Raw genomic sequence first — 13,063 nt, 5'->3', positions numbered from 1 at the left:
CGCATCCCGGGGAAGCACGCCTGCGGCGCGACGCCCTGCCCTGCGCGCGCCGATCGGCGACGGATCATCGCCAGCCGGGGTAATGCCGGCGACCCGGGCCGCGGCAACGCCGCGAAGCGGACCGGACCGGAGCACCACGCGCGCCGGTCACGCCGGCGGACTCGCAATAAAAAAGCCCCCTCCCCGCTGGGCTTCGGGGAGGGGGCCATTTTTTTCTACGGCTATCGGGGCTTGATCAGATCAGCGGAGCCGGGGTGGCCGGCAGCGCGACCGGGGCGGCCTTCTTCTTGGCAGCCTTCTTCCTGGCCGGCTTCTTGGCGGCGGCCTTCTTCGCGGCAGGCTTCTTGGCGGCCTTCTTCGCAGTCTTCTTGGCAGCCTTCTTCGCGGTCTTCTTCACCGCCTTCTTGGCGGTCTTCTTCGCGGTCTTCTTGGTCGCCTTCTTCGCGGTCTTCTTGGCGGCGGCCTTCTTGGCGGTCTTCTTCGCGGCCTTCTTCACCGTCTTCTTGGCGGCAGCCTTCTTCACGGTCTTCTTGGCGGCGGCCTTCTTGGCGGTCTTCTTGACGGCCTTCTTGGCAGCAGCCTTCTTGGCGACCTTCTTCACCGCCTTCTTGGCGGCGGGCTTCTTCTTCGCAGCTTTCTTCGTTGCCATGGGTGGCTCCTCGTCAGTGAACTACGGATGGGTAACGCCCAGTCTCGAAAACCCGCGGCGGTGTCCGCCGGGGGGGAGAGTCCGTCGGCGCGATGGGCACGTCGATACGGATACGGTAACGCCCGCGCGGGACGTCGGCGCGGGCGGTCAATCGGGTGGTCGCTGCTTTTTTTTTGAGGGAAGCGGGCCGTATCCACCGTCTGAAGGTTCCTGGCGGATGCCCGAGTTTTGCTTCGCGTTGTGGTGTTGATTCGACTCACTCGCTTCGGCAGGCAGCGTCTGCTGGGCGAAACCTAATCACGGTTTTTTTCACTGTCAACACCCCGCCGGGATTTTTTCCGGCGCCGTCCAGGCCATGCCGGCGCGGCTTATCGCCGGCTGGACGGCGCGACACCGGAGCGATGCGCGCGCGCATTCCAGGCGCCTGCAATTCGGATGCTGAAAACAAGCGGTTTTCTTCGCACGCGATTCGCGCGGTGTTTTTTTCCGCCGGTCGCGCGCGCGCGCGCCGACCGTGCCGCCGACCTTCCGACGACCTTTCCGGGACGCGAAAAAATTTCTCCGGCGACGATTCCTTTTCGCGTCGCACAAGCCGATTTGCGCAAGAACTGCGCAAGCCTCGGAGGGGGTTCGACGACGCCATCGCGCGCCGATGCATCCCGGCGACGATCGAAAACGCATCGCGTCCGGACTGCCCCACACCCATCCGCGCGCATGGCGCGCGGCGGTCGACGCACCCCGCGTCCAACGCGCCGTCGACGCGTCGTGCACGCCGCCTTCATGCACCCATGCCGAAACCGCGCCGTCCTCCTTCGGCGGAAAAGAAAAACGCCCGCTCGGGGGCGGGCGTTTTTCCTGGAAGCGGGCGGCGACCGGTCAGTCGTCGTCGCTTTCGATCAGCTCGGCGTAGTCGTCCGGGGACAGCAGCTCGGCGAGCTGGTCCGGGTCGCTGGCTTCCACGACGAACAGCCAGCCCTCGCCGTAGGCGTCCTCGTTGATGGTCTCCGGCTTGTCGGACAGGTCGGAGTTGACCTCGACGATCTTGCCGCTGACCGGGCTGTAGACGTCCGAGGCGGCCTTGACCGACTCCACCACCGCCACCGCGGCGCCGGCTTCGACCGGGTCGCCGACGTTCGGCAGCTCGACGTAGACCAGGTCGCCAAGCAGGCCCTGGGCGTGGTCGGAAATACCCACGGTCACGCGGCCGTTGCCTTCGACGCGGGCCCACTCGTGGGACTTGAGGAACTTGAGGTCGCCGGGGATCTCGCTCATGGGGGCTGCTCCGGTCACGCGTTTGGTCTGGATGGGATGGCTAGTTTAGCGGGGACCCTGCCGGGCGGGAACGGCTCAGCCGAGCACGCCCGGCTGCGCCTGGCCGTCGCGCACGAACGGGAACTTCACCACCCGCACCGGCACTTCGCGCCCACGGATGTCGACACGCACGTTACCGGTCTCGCCGGCCGGCACCCGGGCGAAGGCGATCGCCTTGCCCAGCGTCGGCGAGAACGTGCCCGACAGGATCTCGCCTTCGCCGCTGGCGGTCAGCACCTTCTGCCCGTGGCGCAGCACGCCCTTGTCGTCCATCACCAGGCCGACCATCACCCGCGGCACGCCAGCGGCCTTCTGCGCCTCCAGGGCGGCGCGGCCGATGAAGTCGCGGCCTTCGTCGAGGGCGACGGTCCAGCCCAGCGCGGCTTCCCACGGCGTGGTCGACTCGTCCATGTCCTGGCCGTAGAGGTTCATGCCCGCCTCCAGGCGCAGGGTGTCGCGCGCACCGAGGCCGGCCGGCTTCACCCCGGCTTCCAGCAGCGCGTTCCAGAACGCCACCGCATCGCCTTCCGGCAGCACGACCTCGAAGCCGTCCTCGCCGGTGTAGCCGGTGCGCGCCAGGAACAGCGGCACGCCGGCGGCCGACTGCACTTCCACTGCGGCGAAGCGGCCCAGGCGGGTGGCGGCGTCGCGGTCGGATTCGCGCAGCAGGCCGATCACCTTGTCGCGGGCCTGCGGGCCCTGCACGGCGACGAGGGCGAAGTCCGGGCGCTCGCGCACCTCGACGCCGAAGGCGGCAGCCTGGGCTTCGATCCACGCCAGGTCCTTGTCGCGGGTCGCGGCGTTGACCACCAGGCGGAAGAACGCCTCGCCCATGTAATAGGCGATCAGGTCGTCGATCACCCCGCCCTGCTCGTCGAGCATGCACGAGTACAGCGCCTTGCCCGGCACCTTCAGCTTGTCGACCGAATTGGCCAGCAGGTGGCGCAGGAATTCGCGCACGCGCTCGCCGCGCAGGTCGACCACGGTCATGTGGCTGACGTCGAACATGCCCGCCTCGCGGCGGACCAGGTGGTGCTCGTCGATCTGGGAACCGTAGTGGATCGGCATGTCCCAGCCGCCGAAGTCGACCATCTTGGCGCCGAGCGCGCGATGGGTATCGTTGAGGATGGTCTTGCGGGTCATGGCATCTCGCCCGGAGGGAAAACGCCATTATCCCAGATGAAACCGTCCGCCCGGTGATGCGCCCGCCATCAACCGGCCTGGACGGGGCTCCCGGCACGGGCCAGCGCCTTCCGCGCGGCGGCGGAAACGCGCCAGGCCGAGCGCAGGAACACGCCCAGCAGCAGCCCCGCGACCAGCAGGTCGGGCCAGGCCGCGCCCGTCCACCACACCGCCGCGCCGGCGGCCAGCACCGCCAGGCCGTCGGCGATGTCGTTGCGCGCGCACTCCCAGGCCGACGCAAGGTTGACGTCGCCATGGCGGTGCGGGTGCAGCAGGACCAGGCACAGCAGGTTGGCCGTCAGGTTCACTGCGCCGGCCCAGCCCATCGTCCCGAACAGCGGCAGGGCCGGATCGACGAACAGCCGCCAGGCGATGGACGCGGCCACCGCCAGCGCCGCGCCCAGGATCATCGCCGCCTTGAACATCGCCACCCGGGCCTTGGCCCGCAGCGAGGAGGCGACCACCGCCAGGCTCAGCGCATAGGTCAGCGCGTCGCCGAGATTGTCCAGGGCACCGGACAGCAGCGCGGTGGAACGCGCGGACAAGGCGGCGGCGACCATCAGCACGAAGGTCGCCGCGTTGAGCAGCAGCACGATCCACAGCACGCGGCGCTGCCGCGCCTGCAGCCGACGCGCCTCGACCTCGCAGCCACAGCGGCCGGCCACCTCAGCCTTCCCCTGGCGCCCCGCGCATGGAGGCCATGGCGATCAGGCCTCCTGCACCTTCAGCACCATGCCGTCGACCGCGACCACCCGCACCGGCGTGCCGGCCGGCAGCTCCGGACCTTCGACCACCCAGAACGCGTCGCCGATCCTGATCCGGCCGCGGCCGCCGGCGATGGGCTGGTCCAGCGGCGCGACCACGCCGATGTTCTGCTCGGCGCGGCGGTTGAGCAGCGGGCGGTCGCTCTGCCGGCCGGCGTTGCGGAACCACTTCCGGTAGACCTGGATCGAGACGAAACTCAGCACCACGAAGGCCGCCACCTGCGCCAGCACCGGCACATCGGGCAGCAGCAGCACCAGCAGGAACACCGCCGCGGCGGCGAAACCCATCCACAGCATGAAGGCCCCGGGGGCCAGCGTCTCGGCGGCGATCAGCAGCAGGGCCGCCGCCGCCCAGGTCACCACGTCCCAGCGCATGGCCTCACTCCCCCAGCCGCGGCGGCTGCGCGCGCCGCGACGACGTCGAGGCCTGCTGGCCGGAAAGCGCTTCCTTCGCCAGTTCGGCGATGCCGGCGATGGAACCGATCACGCCACTGGCCTCCATCGGCATCAGCACGAACTTCTGGTTCGGCGCGGTGGCGAGCTCCTTGAACGCCTCCACGTACTTCTGCGCGACGAAGTAGTTGATCGCCTGCACGTCGCCCTTGGCGATGGCTTCGGACACCATCGAGGTGGCCCTGGCCTCGGCCTCGGCCAGGCGTTCGCGCGCCTCGGCGTCGCGGAACGCGGCCTCCTTGCGGCCCTCGGCCTCCAGCACCGCCGCCTGCTTCTCGCCGTCAGCGCGCAGGATCTCGGCCTGGCGCAGGCCCTCGGCCTCGAGGATCTGCGCGCGCTTCTCGCGCTCGGCCTTCATCTGCCGCGCCATTGCGTCGACCAGGTCGCGCGGCGGCTGGATGTCGCGGATCTCGATGCGGGTCACCTTCACGCCCCACGGACTGGTCGCGTGGTCGACCACACCCAGCAGCTGGGCGTTGATCGCCTCGCGCTGGCTCAGCGATTCGTCCAGGTCCATCGAGCCGATCACGGTACGGATGTTGGTCTGGACCAGGGCGATCATCGCCACCTCCAGGTTGGCCACCTCGTACGCCGCCTTGGCCGCGTCCAGCACCTGGAAGAACACCACCCCGTCCACGCGCACGACCGCGTTGTCCTTGGTGATGACGTCCTGGCTGGGCACGTCCAGCACCTGCTCCATCATGTTCACCTTGCGGCCAATGCCGTAGACGATCGGGACCAGGAAGTGCAGGCCCGGATCAAGCGTGTGCGTGTACCTGCCGAAACGCTCCACCGTCCATTCGTAGCCCTGCGGCACCATGCGCACGGTCTTGAACAGCACGATGGCGCCGGCAACCAGCAGTACCAGCGTCAGGAAACCCGTCGTCATCCTTTCCTCCTCCTGGCCCGTCGGGCCATCCCCGGTCGGTCCCAGTATAGGGTCGGCCGGCGGCGGGAACTGGCGGGCGGCGGGCGCGGTCGCAGGGGAACGGCGACCGGCTGCGACGGTTTGCCCGCCCCGTGCATCCACAGCGCATATGAGCCAACCGTTCCCGCCCGCTTCCGCCAGCCTGGCCGCGCCGGCCAGCTGCCGGGCCTTCGTCCCGGCGATGCCGGCGGCCGACACGCGCGGCGACGCGGCCGCGCCACGCTCGGGTTTCGCCATCGACGTGCCCGAGACCCTGCTGGCTCGCGCGCGACGCGGCGACGCGGCGGCCTTCGAGCAGCTGTACCGCTGGTTCGAGCGCCCGGTGTTCACCCTGGCGCTGCGCCTGTGCGGCGACCACGACGAGGCCTGCGAGGCGCTGCAGGAAACCATGCTCAAGCTGCTGCGCCGGATCGGCGAGTACCGCGGCAGCGGCCCGTTCTGGGGCTGGCTGCGGCAGATCGCGATCAACGAGGCGCTGCTGCGCCTGCGCCGCGGCCGCCGCCTCGACGACACCCTGCCGCTGGACGGCCAGGACTTCGAGGACCAGGCGCCACCCCCGCCGGCCGCCGCCGACGGCGCGCTGCTGCAGCGTGCGCTGCAGTCCCTGCCGGCGGCCACCCGCAGCGTGCTCTGGCTGTACCACGCCGAAGGCTATACCCACGAGGAAATCGCCGAACTGATGCAGCGCACCCCGAGTTTCTCCAAGTCGCAGCTGTCGCGCGGCACCCGCCGCCTGAGGGCGCTGCTGCAGGTCCAGGAGGTGTCCCATGCCTGAGCGCAATCATCCGCCCGCCACGACGCCGCCGACCGACTGGCACGAGGCCTTCGCCGCGCTGCCGCTGGAAGCGCCGCGCCAGGACCGGTGGCCGCACATCGCCGCCGCGCTTCCGGCCACACGTCGTCCCCGCCGCGTCCTGCCCTGGGCGCTGGCCGCGGCCACTGCCTGCGTGGCCGCGCTGCCGGCGCTGCAGCTGCTGCGCCAGCCCGCGTCGCAACCGGAAGCGGATGCGCATGTGCCGGCGCCCACCACTTCGATGCCGGCCACCGCTGGCACGGTCGCCATTCACCAGGATCCCGCACCGGAACCGGCGCCCATCGCGGCCACGACGCCCGATGCGCCCGCCCAGACTGCTCCCACGACGCCCGCGACGGTGGCGGCGACGCAGGAACCGGCCGTCATGCCCGCCGCCGACCTGCGCCCGTTGCAGGAAGAGTCCGCCCGCCTCGAACGCCTGCTCGGCAGCCTCGCCGGCACGCAGGGCGGCGACGCCCTGCAGCTGGCGCTCGCCGCCTCGCTGCAGGCGCAAGTCGCCGGCATCGACGACGCGCTGGCCCGGCCGGCGCTCGACGAGGGCGCGCGCGCCGGGCTGTGGCAGCAGCGCGTCGAGGCGCTGCGCGAACTGGCCAGCCTCGCCGCCGACCAGCGCTGGCAGGCGCTGTACGGCGGCGATTCCAGCGCATACGCGCTCGTCCAGGTCTATTGATCCCCAACCGCTTCCCTACCCGAGAACGACACCATGGATATCCGTTCCATTCCCTTCCGCCGGCTCGCCCCGCTTGCGCTGGCCCTGGCCTGCGCGATCGCCGCCCCGGCCATGGCCGCCGACAAGGACGACGAGGCGCGGCGCAAGGAACTCGACCAGGCGCGCAAGGAGCTGCAGGCCGCCGCCGCCCGCGTCGCCGAACTGAGCCGCGAACTGCAACTCGACGGCGACGCGCTGCGCTTCGTGATCGATGGCGCCGGCGTCTCGGCGAAGCCGCGCCTGGGCGTGCTGCTGGGCGTGGACGAACAGAGCGGCGTGCGCATCGCCGGCGTCACCCCGGGCGGCGGCGCCGACAAGGCCGGCCTGAAGAGCGGCGACCGCCTGCTGCGCATCGGCGGCAAGGCCATCGCCGGCAGCAACGGCGAAGCCCGCGTCGAAGCCGCGCGCGAGGCCCTGGCCGACCTGGCCGAAGGCAAGCCGGTGCGCATCACCTACCAGCGCGACGGCAGGCAGCACGACGTCGACGTCACCCCCGCGCCGACCCGCAGCTTCGCCTTCACCCGCGGCCTCGGCCTGGATGCCACGGAGCTGGCCACGCTGGCCGACAGCCCGGAGCTGGCCAGGCTGAGGGAACTGGCGCCGAAGCTGCGCGGCGAAGTGCTGCAGCTGTCGCGCTCGCTCGACTGCACCGATGGCAAGTGCAGCGCCCCGCTGCTGGCCGAGGCGTTGCGCTGGAACGGCCTCAACCTGCTGGCGCTGGAACCGCAGCTGGGCCGTTACTTCGGCACCGATCGCGGCGTGCTGGTGCTGCAGCAGGGCAACCTGCCGGGGCTGCAGCCGGGCGACGTGATCCAGGAGATCGAGGGCAAGGCGGTCGCCAGCCCGCGCGAGGCGATGCAGGCGATGACCGCGAAGAAGCCTGGCGAGAAAGCCAGGGTCGGCGTCCTGCGCGACCGCAGCCGCCAGGAGGTGATGGTCACCGTGCCGGAGCGGCTGCGCACGCTGGACTTCGTGCCCGCGCCTCCGGCGCCACCAGCCCCGCCCGCGCCGCCGGCCCCGGCGCCGCGGCCGAAGAACACGGCGGTGCTGTAGGCGCGATCCCCGGCGGATGGCATCCGGGGATGTCGTCCGCACTGGAGAAGCGGAACGTGCGACGTGACGGCCGGCCTCGTGCCGGCCGTGTCGCTTCCGGCGGCTGGCGCTACCCGCGCCGGCACCCCGTCACTTGGTCAGGATCAGCTTGTCGTTGCTGGTGTGGCGCAGGCGGTACACCCGGTCGCCGTGGCGGATCAGGATTTCGCGGCGACCCTTGAGCAGCTGGTCGCTGTCCAGCACCAGGTCATCGGCCTGCAGGACCGGCACGGCCTCGCGGGCGGGTTCGGCGTGCGGCAGGGTGAGGCGATGCACGTTCATCGGGAGCTCCAGTGGAGGGCTTGGAACCCACTCAATGATAATAATTCGCATTTCCCTGTCAACCGCTCAGCCGGCGGCGGCCACCTCCAGCCGGCCCCACACCTGCTCGTCGTAGCGTTCCACCAGCTCCAGCGCGCGCACGTTCTCCTCCAGCTGGGCCAGGCCGCTGGCACCGAGGATCACGCTGCTGACGTGCGGGTTGCGCAGGCACCAGGCGATGGCCAGCGGCGCCGGCTTCTCGCCCAGTTCGGCGGCGGCCTGGACGAAGCGCTGTGCGCGCTCCAGGCGGCGCTCGCCGCTCTGCCCCACCACCAGCTTCTGCAGCCAGCCGGCGTCGGGTTGGGCCAGGCGGCCTTCGCGGTGGATGCCGTCGGTGTACTTGCCGGTGAGCAGGCCCGAGGCCAGCGGCGACCAGATCGTGGTGCCCAGCCCCAGCTCCGGGTACAGCGGCGCGTACTCCAGTTCCACCCGCTCGCGGTGCAGCAGGTTGTACTGCGGCTGCTCCATGGTCGGCGGGGTGAGGTGGTTGGCGCGGGCGAACTTCGCCGCCTCGCGGATCAGGTCCACCGGCCACTCCGAGGTGCCCCAGTACAGGACCTTGCCCTGCCGCACCAGCAGGTCCATCGCCGCCACGGTCTCGCCCACCGGCGTGTCCGGATCGGGGCGATGGCAGTAGTAGAGGTCCAGGTGCTCGACACGCAGGCGCTTCAGCGCGGCGTGGCAGGCCTCGACCACGTGCTTGCGCGACAGCCCGCGCTGGGTCGGTCGCGGATCCTCCGCGGCGCCGAAGAACACCTTGCTCGACACGCAGAAGCCGTCGCGCGGCAGGCGCAGGTCGGCGATCACGTCGCCCATCACCCGTTCGGCCTCGCCGTTGGCGTAGGCCTCGGCGTTGTCGAAGAAGTTGATGCCGTGGTCCCAGGCGGCGGCGATGAGCTCGCGGGCCTGGCTGCGCCCGACCTGGCGGCCGAAGGTCATCCAGGCGCCGAAGGACAGCGCGGACAGCTTCAGGCCGGAAGCACCGAGGCGGCGGTATTGCATGGGCGGTCTCCGCGGAAAACCCCGATTGTAGGCCGGGCCTGCGAGGCTGGCCGCGAGGGGCGGGCGCCCGTGCGGCCACCGGCCCCGCGCCGGCCCGCCTGCGCAGCCACGGCGTGGCGCCATGGCCCGCGGCGGCGCCGGCACGGCCGCAACCGCCCGTAGCGCGGCTTCCGGCGGGCTGGACCTTCGTGCACGGGCGCCGGGGGCGCCAAACTGCTACGATTTCGCGATTCTTTAACATCCACAGGGAACCCCATGATCGAGGCACTCGGACGGATCGGCTTCGGCCTGTTCGGATTGGCCGTGCTGGTCGGCATCGTCTGGCTGTGCTCGAACAACCGCCGCGCGGTGGACTGGAAGCTGGTCATCACCGGCGTGGTCCTGCAGATCGCCTTCGCCACCCTGGTCCTGCTGGTGCCGGGCGGCAAGAACGTCTTCGACTGGCTCAGCCACGGCTTCGTGAAGATCCTGAGCTTCGTCGCCGAGGGTTCCAACTTCATCTTCGGCAGCCTGATGGACATCCAGTCCAACGGCTTCATCTTCGCCTTCCAGGTGCTGCCGACCATCATCTTCTTCTCGGCGCTGATGGGCGTGCTCTACCACCTCGGCGCGATGCAGGCGGTGGTGCGGGCGATGGCCTGGGCGATCACCAAGGTCATGCGCGTGTCCGGCGCCGAGACCACCAGCGTCTGCGCCAGCGTGTTCATCGGCCAGACCGAGGCGCCGCTGACCGTGCGCCCGTACATCGCCAAGATGACCCAGTCCGAGCTGCTGACCATGATGATCGGCGGCATGGCCCACATCGCCGGCGGCGTGCTGGCCGCCTACGTGGGCATGCTTGGCGGCGGCGACCCGGCGCAGCAGGCGTTCTTCGCCAAGCACCTGCTGGCGGCCAGCATCATGGCCGCGCCGGCCACCCTGGTGATCGCCAAGATCCTGGTGCCGGAGACCGGCGAGCCGCTGACCCGCGGCACGGTGAAGATGGAGGTCGAGAAGACCACCGCCAACGTCATCGACGCGGCCGCGGCCGGCGCCGGCGACGGCCTGCGACTGGCGCTGAACATCGGCGCGATGCTGCTGGCCTTCATCGCCCTGATCGCCCTGGTCGATGCCCCGCTGAAGTGGTTCGGCGAGGTCACCGGCATTGCCGCGGCGCTCGGCCAGCCGACCAGCCTGTCGACCATCCTCGGCTACGTGCTGGCCCCGATCGCCTGGGTGATCGGCACGCCGTGGGCGGACGCGACCACGGTCGGCTCGCTGATCGGCCAGAAGATCGTGATCAACGAGTTCGTCGCCTACACCCAGCTGGCCAGCGTGGTGAACGGCCAGGTGCCGAACGTCTCGCTGAGCCCCGAAGGCGCCCTGATCGCCACCTATGCCCTGTGCGGCTTCGCCAACTTCAGCTCGATCGCGATCCAGATCGGCGGCATCGGCGGCCTGGCCCCGGAGCGTCGCCAGGACCTGGCCCGCTTCGGCCTGCGCGCCGTGCTCGGCGGCTCCATCGCCACCTTCATGACCGCGACGATCGCCGGCGTCCTCACGCACTTCGGCTGAGCCGTCCGCCAGACTCCAGCAAGAGGCGGGCCCGCGTGGCCCGCCGTTTCCGCTTCCCGTTCCAGAGCTTGTGCAGGTAATCCCATGAATCCGGTCATCGTCGTCGGTTCGTTCAATGTCGACCACGTCTGGCGCTGTGCCGAGCTGCCGGCCGTCGGCGCGACCATCGCCGGCCAGTACTCCACCGGACCGGGCGGCAAGGGCTTCAACCAGGCCGTGGCCGCGGCGCGCGCCGGCGCCCGCACCGCCTTCGTGTGCGCGCTGGGCGACGACGCCGGCGGCGCCCTCGCCCGCCAGCTGGCTGCCGCCGACGGCATCGACCTGCGCGCCGAGGCCAGCGAACAGCCCACCGGCACCGCCGGCATCTACGTCGACGCGCGCGGCCGCAACAGCATCGTGATCGGCCCGGGCGCCAACGGCACCCTGTCGGCCGCCCATGTCGGCAGCGACCCGGCCCTGCTGGCCGGCGCGCGCGTGCTGCTGGCCCAGCTCGAATCGCCGGTGGAAACGATCGAGGCGGCACTGGCCCTGGCCCGCCAGGCCGGCGCCACCACCGTGCTCAACCCGGCCCCGGCCAACGCGTCCACCAGCATCAGCCTGCTGCGCCTGGCGGACGTGCTGACCCCGAACGAGACCGAGTTCGCCGCCCTGCTCTCGCGCCACGTCGGCGAGCGCATGGATGCCGAGGCGGTGGCCGCGCTCGACGGCGCCAGCCTGCACGGCCTGTGCCGCAAGCTGCTGCCGCACGGCAGCGTGGTCGTCACCCTCGGATCGGTCGGCGCCTTCGTCTCGCATCCGGACGAGGCCACCCGCGGCGACGCGCAGGCCTATTACCGCGTCGGCGCCGAGAGCGTATCGGCCAGCGACACCACCGGCGCCGGCGACGCCTTCAACGGCGCCCTGGTCGCTTCGCTGGCGAACAACGGCGGCGCGCCCTTCGCCAGCCACGTGCGCTTCGCCAACCGCTACGCCGCGCTGTCCACCGAGCGCCCGGGCGCGGCGGTGGCGATGCCGCGGCTGGCCGAGGTGCAGGAGCGCTTCCCCGGCTGAGCCGGCGGGACCGCGGCGGCCTCAGGGCCCGCCGCGCCGCTGCGGCCACGGGACGCCACGTAGAATCCGCGCCATGCGCATCGGCCCCTACAGCATCGAACCGCGCGTGGTCCTGGCCCCGATGGCCGGGGTCACCGACAAGCCGTTCCGGCTGCTGTGCAAGCGCCTGGGCGCGGGCCTGGCGGTGTCGGAGATGACGATCAGCGACCCGCGCTTCTGGGGCACGCGCAAGTCGCTGCACCGCATGGACCACGCCGGCGAGCCGGACCCGGTCAGCGTGCAGATCGCCGGCACCGAGCCGGCGCAGCTGGCCGAGGCGGCGCGCTACAACGTCGACCACGGCGCGCAGATCATCGACATCAACATGGGCTGCCCGGCCAAGAAGGTGTGCAACGCCTGGGCCGGTTCGGCGCTGATGCGCGACGAGGCGCTGGTCGCGCGCATCCTCGAGGCGGTGGTCGCCGCGGTCGACGTGCCGGTGACGCTGAAGATCCGCACCGGCTGGTGCGCCGAGGTGCGCAACGCCCCGACCATCGCGCGCATCGCCGAGGACGCCGGCATCGCCGCGCTGGCGATCCACGGCCGCACCCGCAACCAGCACTACACCGGGCAGGCCGAGTACGACACCATCGCCGAGGTGAAATCGCGCCTGCGCATCCCGGTGGTCGCCAACGGCGACATCGATTCGCCGCGCAAGGCCGCCTTCGTGCTGCGCCACACCGGCGTGGACGCGGTGATGGTCGGCCGCGCCGCGCAGGGCCGTCCGTGGATCTTCGGCCGGATCGCCCACTACCTGGCCACCGGCGAGGAGCTGCCGGAGCCGGACGTGGCGGAAGTGCGCGACATCCTGCTCGGACACCTCGCCGCGCTGCACGCGTTCTACGGCGAGGAACACGGCGTGCGCATCGCCCGCAAGCACCTGGGCTGGTACGCGAAAGACCGACCGGAAAACGCCGCGTTCCGCGCGGTGGTCAATCGCGCGCAGAGTGCGGAGGAACAGCTGCGGCTCACCGCGGACTACTTCGACGCGCTCGCCGCCGGCGTGCCGCCACCGATGCTTTCCGCCGCATAGAACCGCGGTTCCGAAGGTTGCTTCATGTAACCATCCTTCGAGTAAACATGACCATAGACACGTGTATTCCGGCACTGGGGAATCGCGTGCCACGGGAGGATTCTGGGCGCGCCGGACTTCCGGGCCGAGGCATCCCCTCCCGGCCCTTCAACGTGGGCTCCC

Annotated in this window: 13 protein-coding genes and 1 pseudogene; 6 read left to right on the top strand and 8 right to left on the bottom strand. The window is 71.0% G+C overall.

Translation table 11 applies throughout. From position 1 onward, the window contains the following. Positions 1-274: 274 nt before the first annotated feature. The 6 genes and pseudogenes from M503_RS17710 to M503_RS0104585 all read right to left on the bottom strand — a co-directional run. A pseudogene (locus M503_RS17710) lies at positions 275-349 on the bottom strand (histone-like protein 2); the annotation flags it as partial. Between the two features lie 1,176 nt (positions 350-1,525). Beyond that, positions 1,526-1,921, bottom strand: coding sequence for a glycine cleavage system protein GcvH (gene gcvH / locus M503_RS0104605; RefSeq protein WP_028919215.1), 396 nt, complete (start codon positions 1,919-1,921; stop codon positions 1,526-1,528). Positions 1,922-1,996: 75 nt separating this feature from the next. Beyond that, positions 1,997-3,103 (bottom strand): glycine cleavage system aminomethyltransferase GcvT, encoded by a 1,107-nt coding sequence (gcvT, locus tag M503_RS0104600; protein ID WP_028919216.1) that lies wholly within the window; start codon positions 3,101-3,103, stop codon positions 1,997-1,999. A gap of 68 nt (positions 3,104-3,171) precedes the next feature. After that, complete coding sequence (locus tag M503_RS0104595) at positions 3,172-3,807, bottom strand: cation transporter (protein ID WP_028919217.1); 636 nt, start codon at positions 3,805-3,807, stop codon at positions 3,172-3,174. A 42-nt stretch (positions 3,808-3,849) separates the two neighbouring features. After that, a complete protein-coding gene (locus M503_RS0104590; RefSeq protein ID WP_028919218.1) occupies positions 3,850-4,281 on the bottom strand; it encodes an NfeD family protein in 432 nt (143 codons plus the stop codon). Positions 4,282-4,285: 4 nt separating this feature from the next. Further along, the gene (locus M503_RS0104585; protein WP_028917937.1) at positions 4,286-5,248 is read right to left on the bottom strand and encodes an SPFH domain-containing protein; all 963 of its coding nucleotides are present in this window, start codon (positions 5,246-5,248) and stop codon (positions 4,286-4,288) included. Between the two features lie 148 nt (positions 5,249-5,396). Here M503_RS0104585 and M503_RS0104580 point away from each other — a divergent pair, with 148 nt between their 5' ends. From M503_RS0104580 to M503_RS0104570, 3 genes are read left to right on the top strand one after another with little or no spacing between them, the layout of a single operon-like run. Then, positions 5,397-6,062 (top strand): RNA polymerase sigma factor, encoded by a 666-nt coding sequence (locus tag M503_RS0104580; protein WP_081720934.1) that lies wholly within the window; start codon positions 5,397-5,399, stop codon positions 6,060-6,062. Further along, positions 6,055-6,771 carry a hypothetical protein gene (locus M503_RS0104575; RefSeq protein WP_028919220.1) on the top strand — a complete coding sequence of 239 codons (717 nt, stop codon included), beginning with the start codon at positions 6,055-6,057 and terminating at the stop codon, positions 6,769-6,771. The genes M503_RS0104580 and M503_RS0104575 overlap by 8 nt, the downstream gene beginning before the upstream one ends. 33 nt (positions 6,772-6,804) lie before the next feature. Beyond that, on the top strand, positions 6,805-7,863 hold the full coding sequence (locus M503_RS0104570; RefSeq protein ID WP_028919221.1) for a PDZ domain-containing protein: 1,059 nt from the start codon (positions 6,805-6,807) through the stop codon (positions 7,861-7,863). Between the two features lie 129 nt (positions 7,864-7,992). On the opposite strand, the gene hemP is transcribed toward M503_RS0104570, so the two are convergent. Next, complete coding sequence (gene hemP / locus M503_RS0104565) at positions 7,993-8,235, bottom strand: hemin uptake protein HemP (RefSeq protein ID WP_028919222.1); 243 nt, start codon at positions 8,233-8,235, stop codon at positions 7,993-7,995. Between the two features lie 15 nt (positions 8,236-8,250). After that, entirely contained in the window at positions 8,251-9,225 is a 975-nt protein-coding gene (locus M503_RS0104560; protein WP_028919223.1) for an aldo/keto reductase, read from the bottom strand. 255 nt (positions 9,226-9,480) lie between these two features. On the opposite strand from M503_RS0104560, the gene M503_RS0104555 reads away from it, so the two are divergent. The 3 genes from M503_RS0104555 (at position 9,481) to dusB (ending at position 12,901) form a co-directional block, all read left to right on the top strand. Next, positions 9,481-10,779, top strand: coding sequence for a NupC/NupG family nucleoside CNT transporter (locus M503_RS0104555; RefSeq protein ID WP_028919224.1), 1,299 nt, complete (start codon positions 9,481-9,483; stop codon positions 10,777-10,779). 84 nt (positions 10,780-10,863) lie between these two features. Next, the gene (locus tag M503_RS0104550; RefSeq protein ID WP_028919225.1) at positions 10,864-11,829 is read left to right on the top strand and encodes a ribokinase; all 966 of its coding nucleotides are present in this window, start codon (positions 10,864-10,866) and stop codon (positions 11,827-11,829) included. Between the two features lie 73 nt (positions 11,830-11,902). After that, positions 11,903-12,901, top strand: coding sequence for a tRNA dihydrouridine synthase DusB (gene dusB, locus M503_RS0104545; RefSeq protein ID WP_028919226.1), 999 nt, complete (start codon positions 11,903-11,905; stop codon positions 12,899-12,901). Positions 12,902-13,063 lie beyond the last annotated feature (162 nt).

Source organism: Pseudoxanthomonas suwonensis J47 (assembly GCF_000513955.1).
Lineage (GTDB): Bacteria > Pseudomonadota > Gammaproteobacteria > Xanthomonadales > Xanthomonadaceae > Pseudoxanthomonas > Pseudoxanthomonas suwonensis_C.
The sequence above is the reverse complement of the archived record's forward strand: the minus strand, read 5'-3'. Positions and strand labels throughout refer to the sequence as shown.

Excerpts from the sequence above, each read along its gene's own strand:
- dusB (WP_028919226.1), top strand. The coding sequence starts at position 11,903 with ATGCGCATCGGCCCCTACAGCATCGAACCGCGCGTGGTCCTGGCCCCG.
- M503_RS0104585 (WP_028917937.1), bottom strand. The coding sequence starts at position 5,248 with ATGACGACGGGTTTCCTGACGCTGGTACTGCTGGTTGCCGGCGCCATC.
- M503_RS0104555 (WP_028919224.1), top strand. The coding sequence starts at position 9,481 with ATGATCGAGGCACTCGGACGGATCGGCTTCGGCCTGTTCGGATTGGCC.
- M503_RS0104570 (WP_028919221.1), top strand. The coding sequence starts at position 6,805 with ATGGATATCCGTTCCATTCCCTTCCGCCGGCTCGCCCCGCTTGCGCTG.
- M503_RS0104560 (WP_028919223.1), bottom strand. The coding sequence starts at position 9,225 with ATGCAATACCGCCGCCTCGGTGCTTCCGGCCTGAAGCTGTCCGCGCTG.
- gcvT (WP_028919216.1), bottom strand. The coding sequence starts at position 3,103 with ATGACCCGCAAGACCATCCTCAACGATACCCATCGCGCGCTCGGCGCC.
- M503_RS0104590 (WP_028919218.1), bottom strand. The coding sequence starts at position 4,281 with ATGCGCTGGGACGTGGTGACCTGGGCGGCGGCGGCCCTGCTGCTGATC.
- M503_RS0104550 (WP_028919225.1), top strand. The coding sequence starts at position 10,864 with ATGAATCCGGTCATCGTCGTCGGTTCGTTCAATGTCGACCACGTCTGG.
- gcvH (WP_028919215.1), bottom strand. The coding sequence starts at position 1,921 with ATGAGCGAGATCCCCGGCGACCTCAAGTTCCTCAAGTCCCACGAGTGG.
- hemP (WP_028919222.1), bottom strand. The coding sequence starts at position 8,235 with ATGCGAATTATTATCATTGAGTGGGTTCCAAGCCCTCCACTGGAGCTC.
- M503_RS0104575 (WP_028919220.1), top strand. The coding sequence starts at position 6,055 with ATGCCTGAGCGCAATCATCCGCCCGCCACGACGCCGCCGACCGACTGG.
- M503_RS0104580 (WP_081720934.1), top strand. The coding sequence starts at position 5,397 with ATGAGCCAACCGTTCCCGCCCGCTTCCGCCAGCCTGGCCGCGCCGGCC.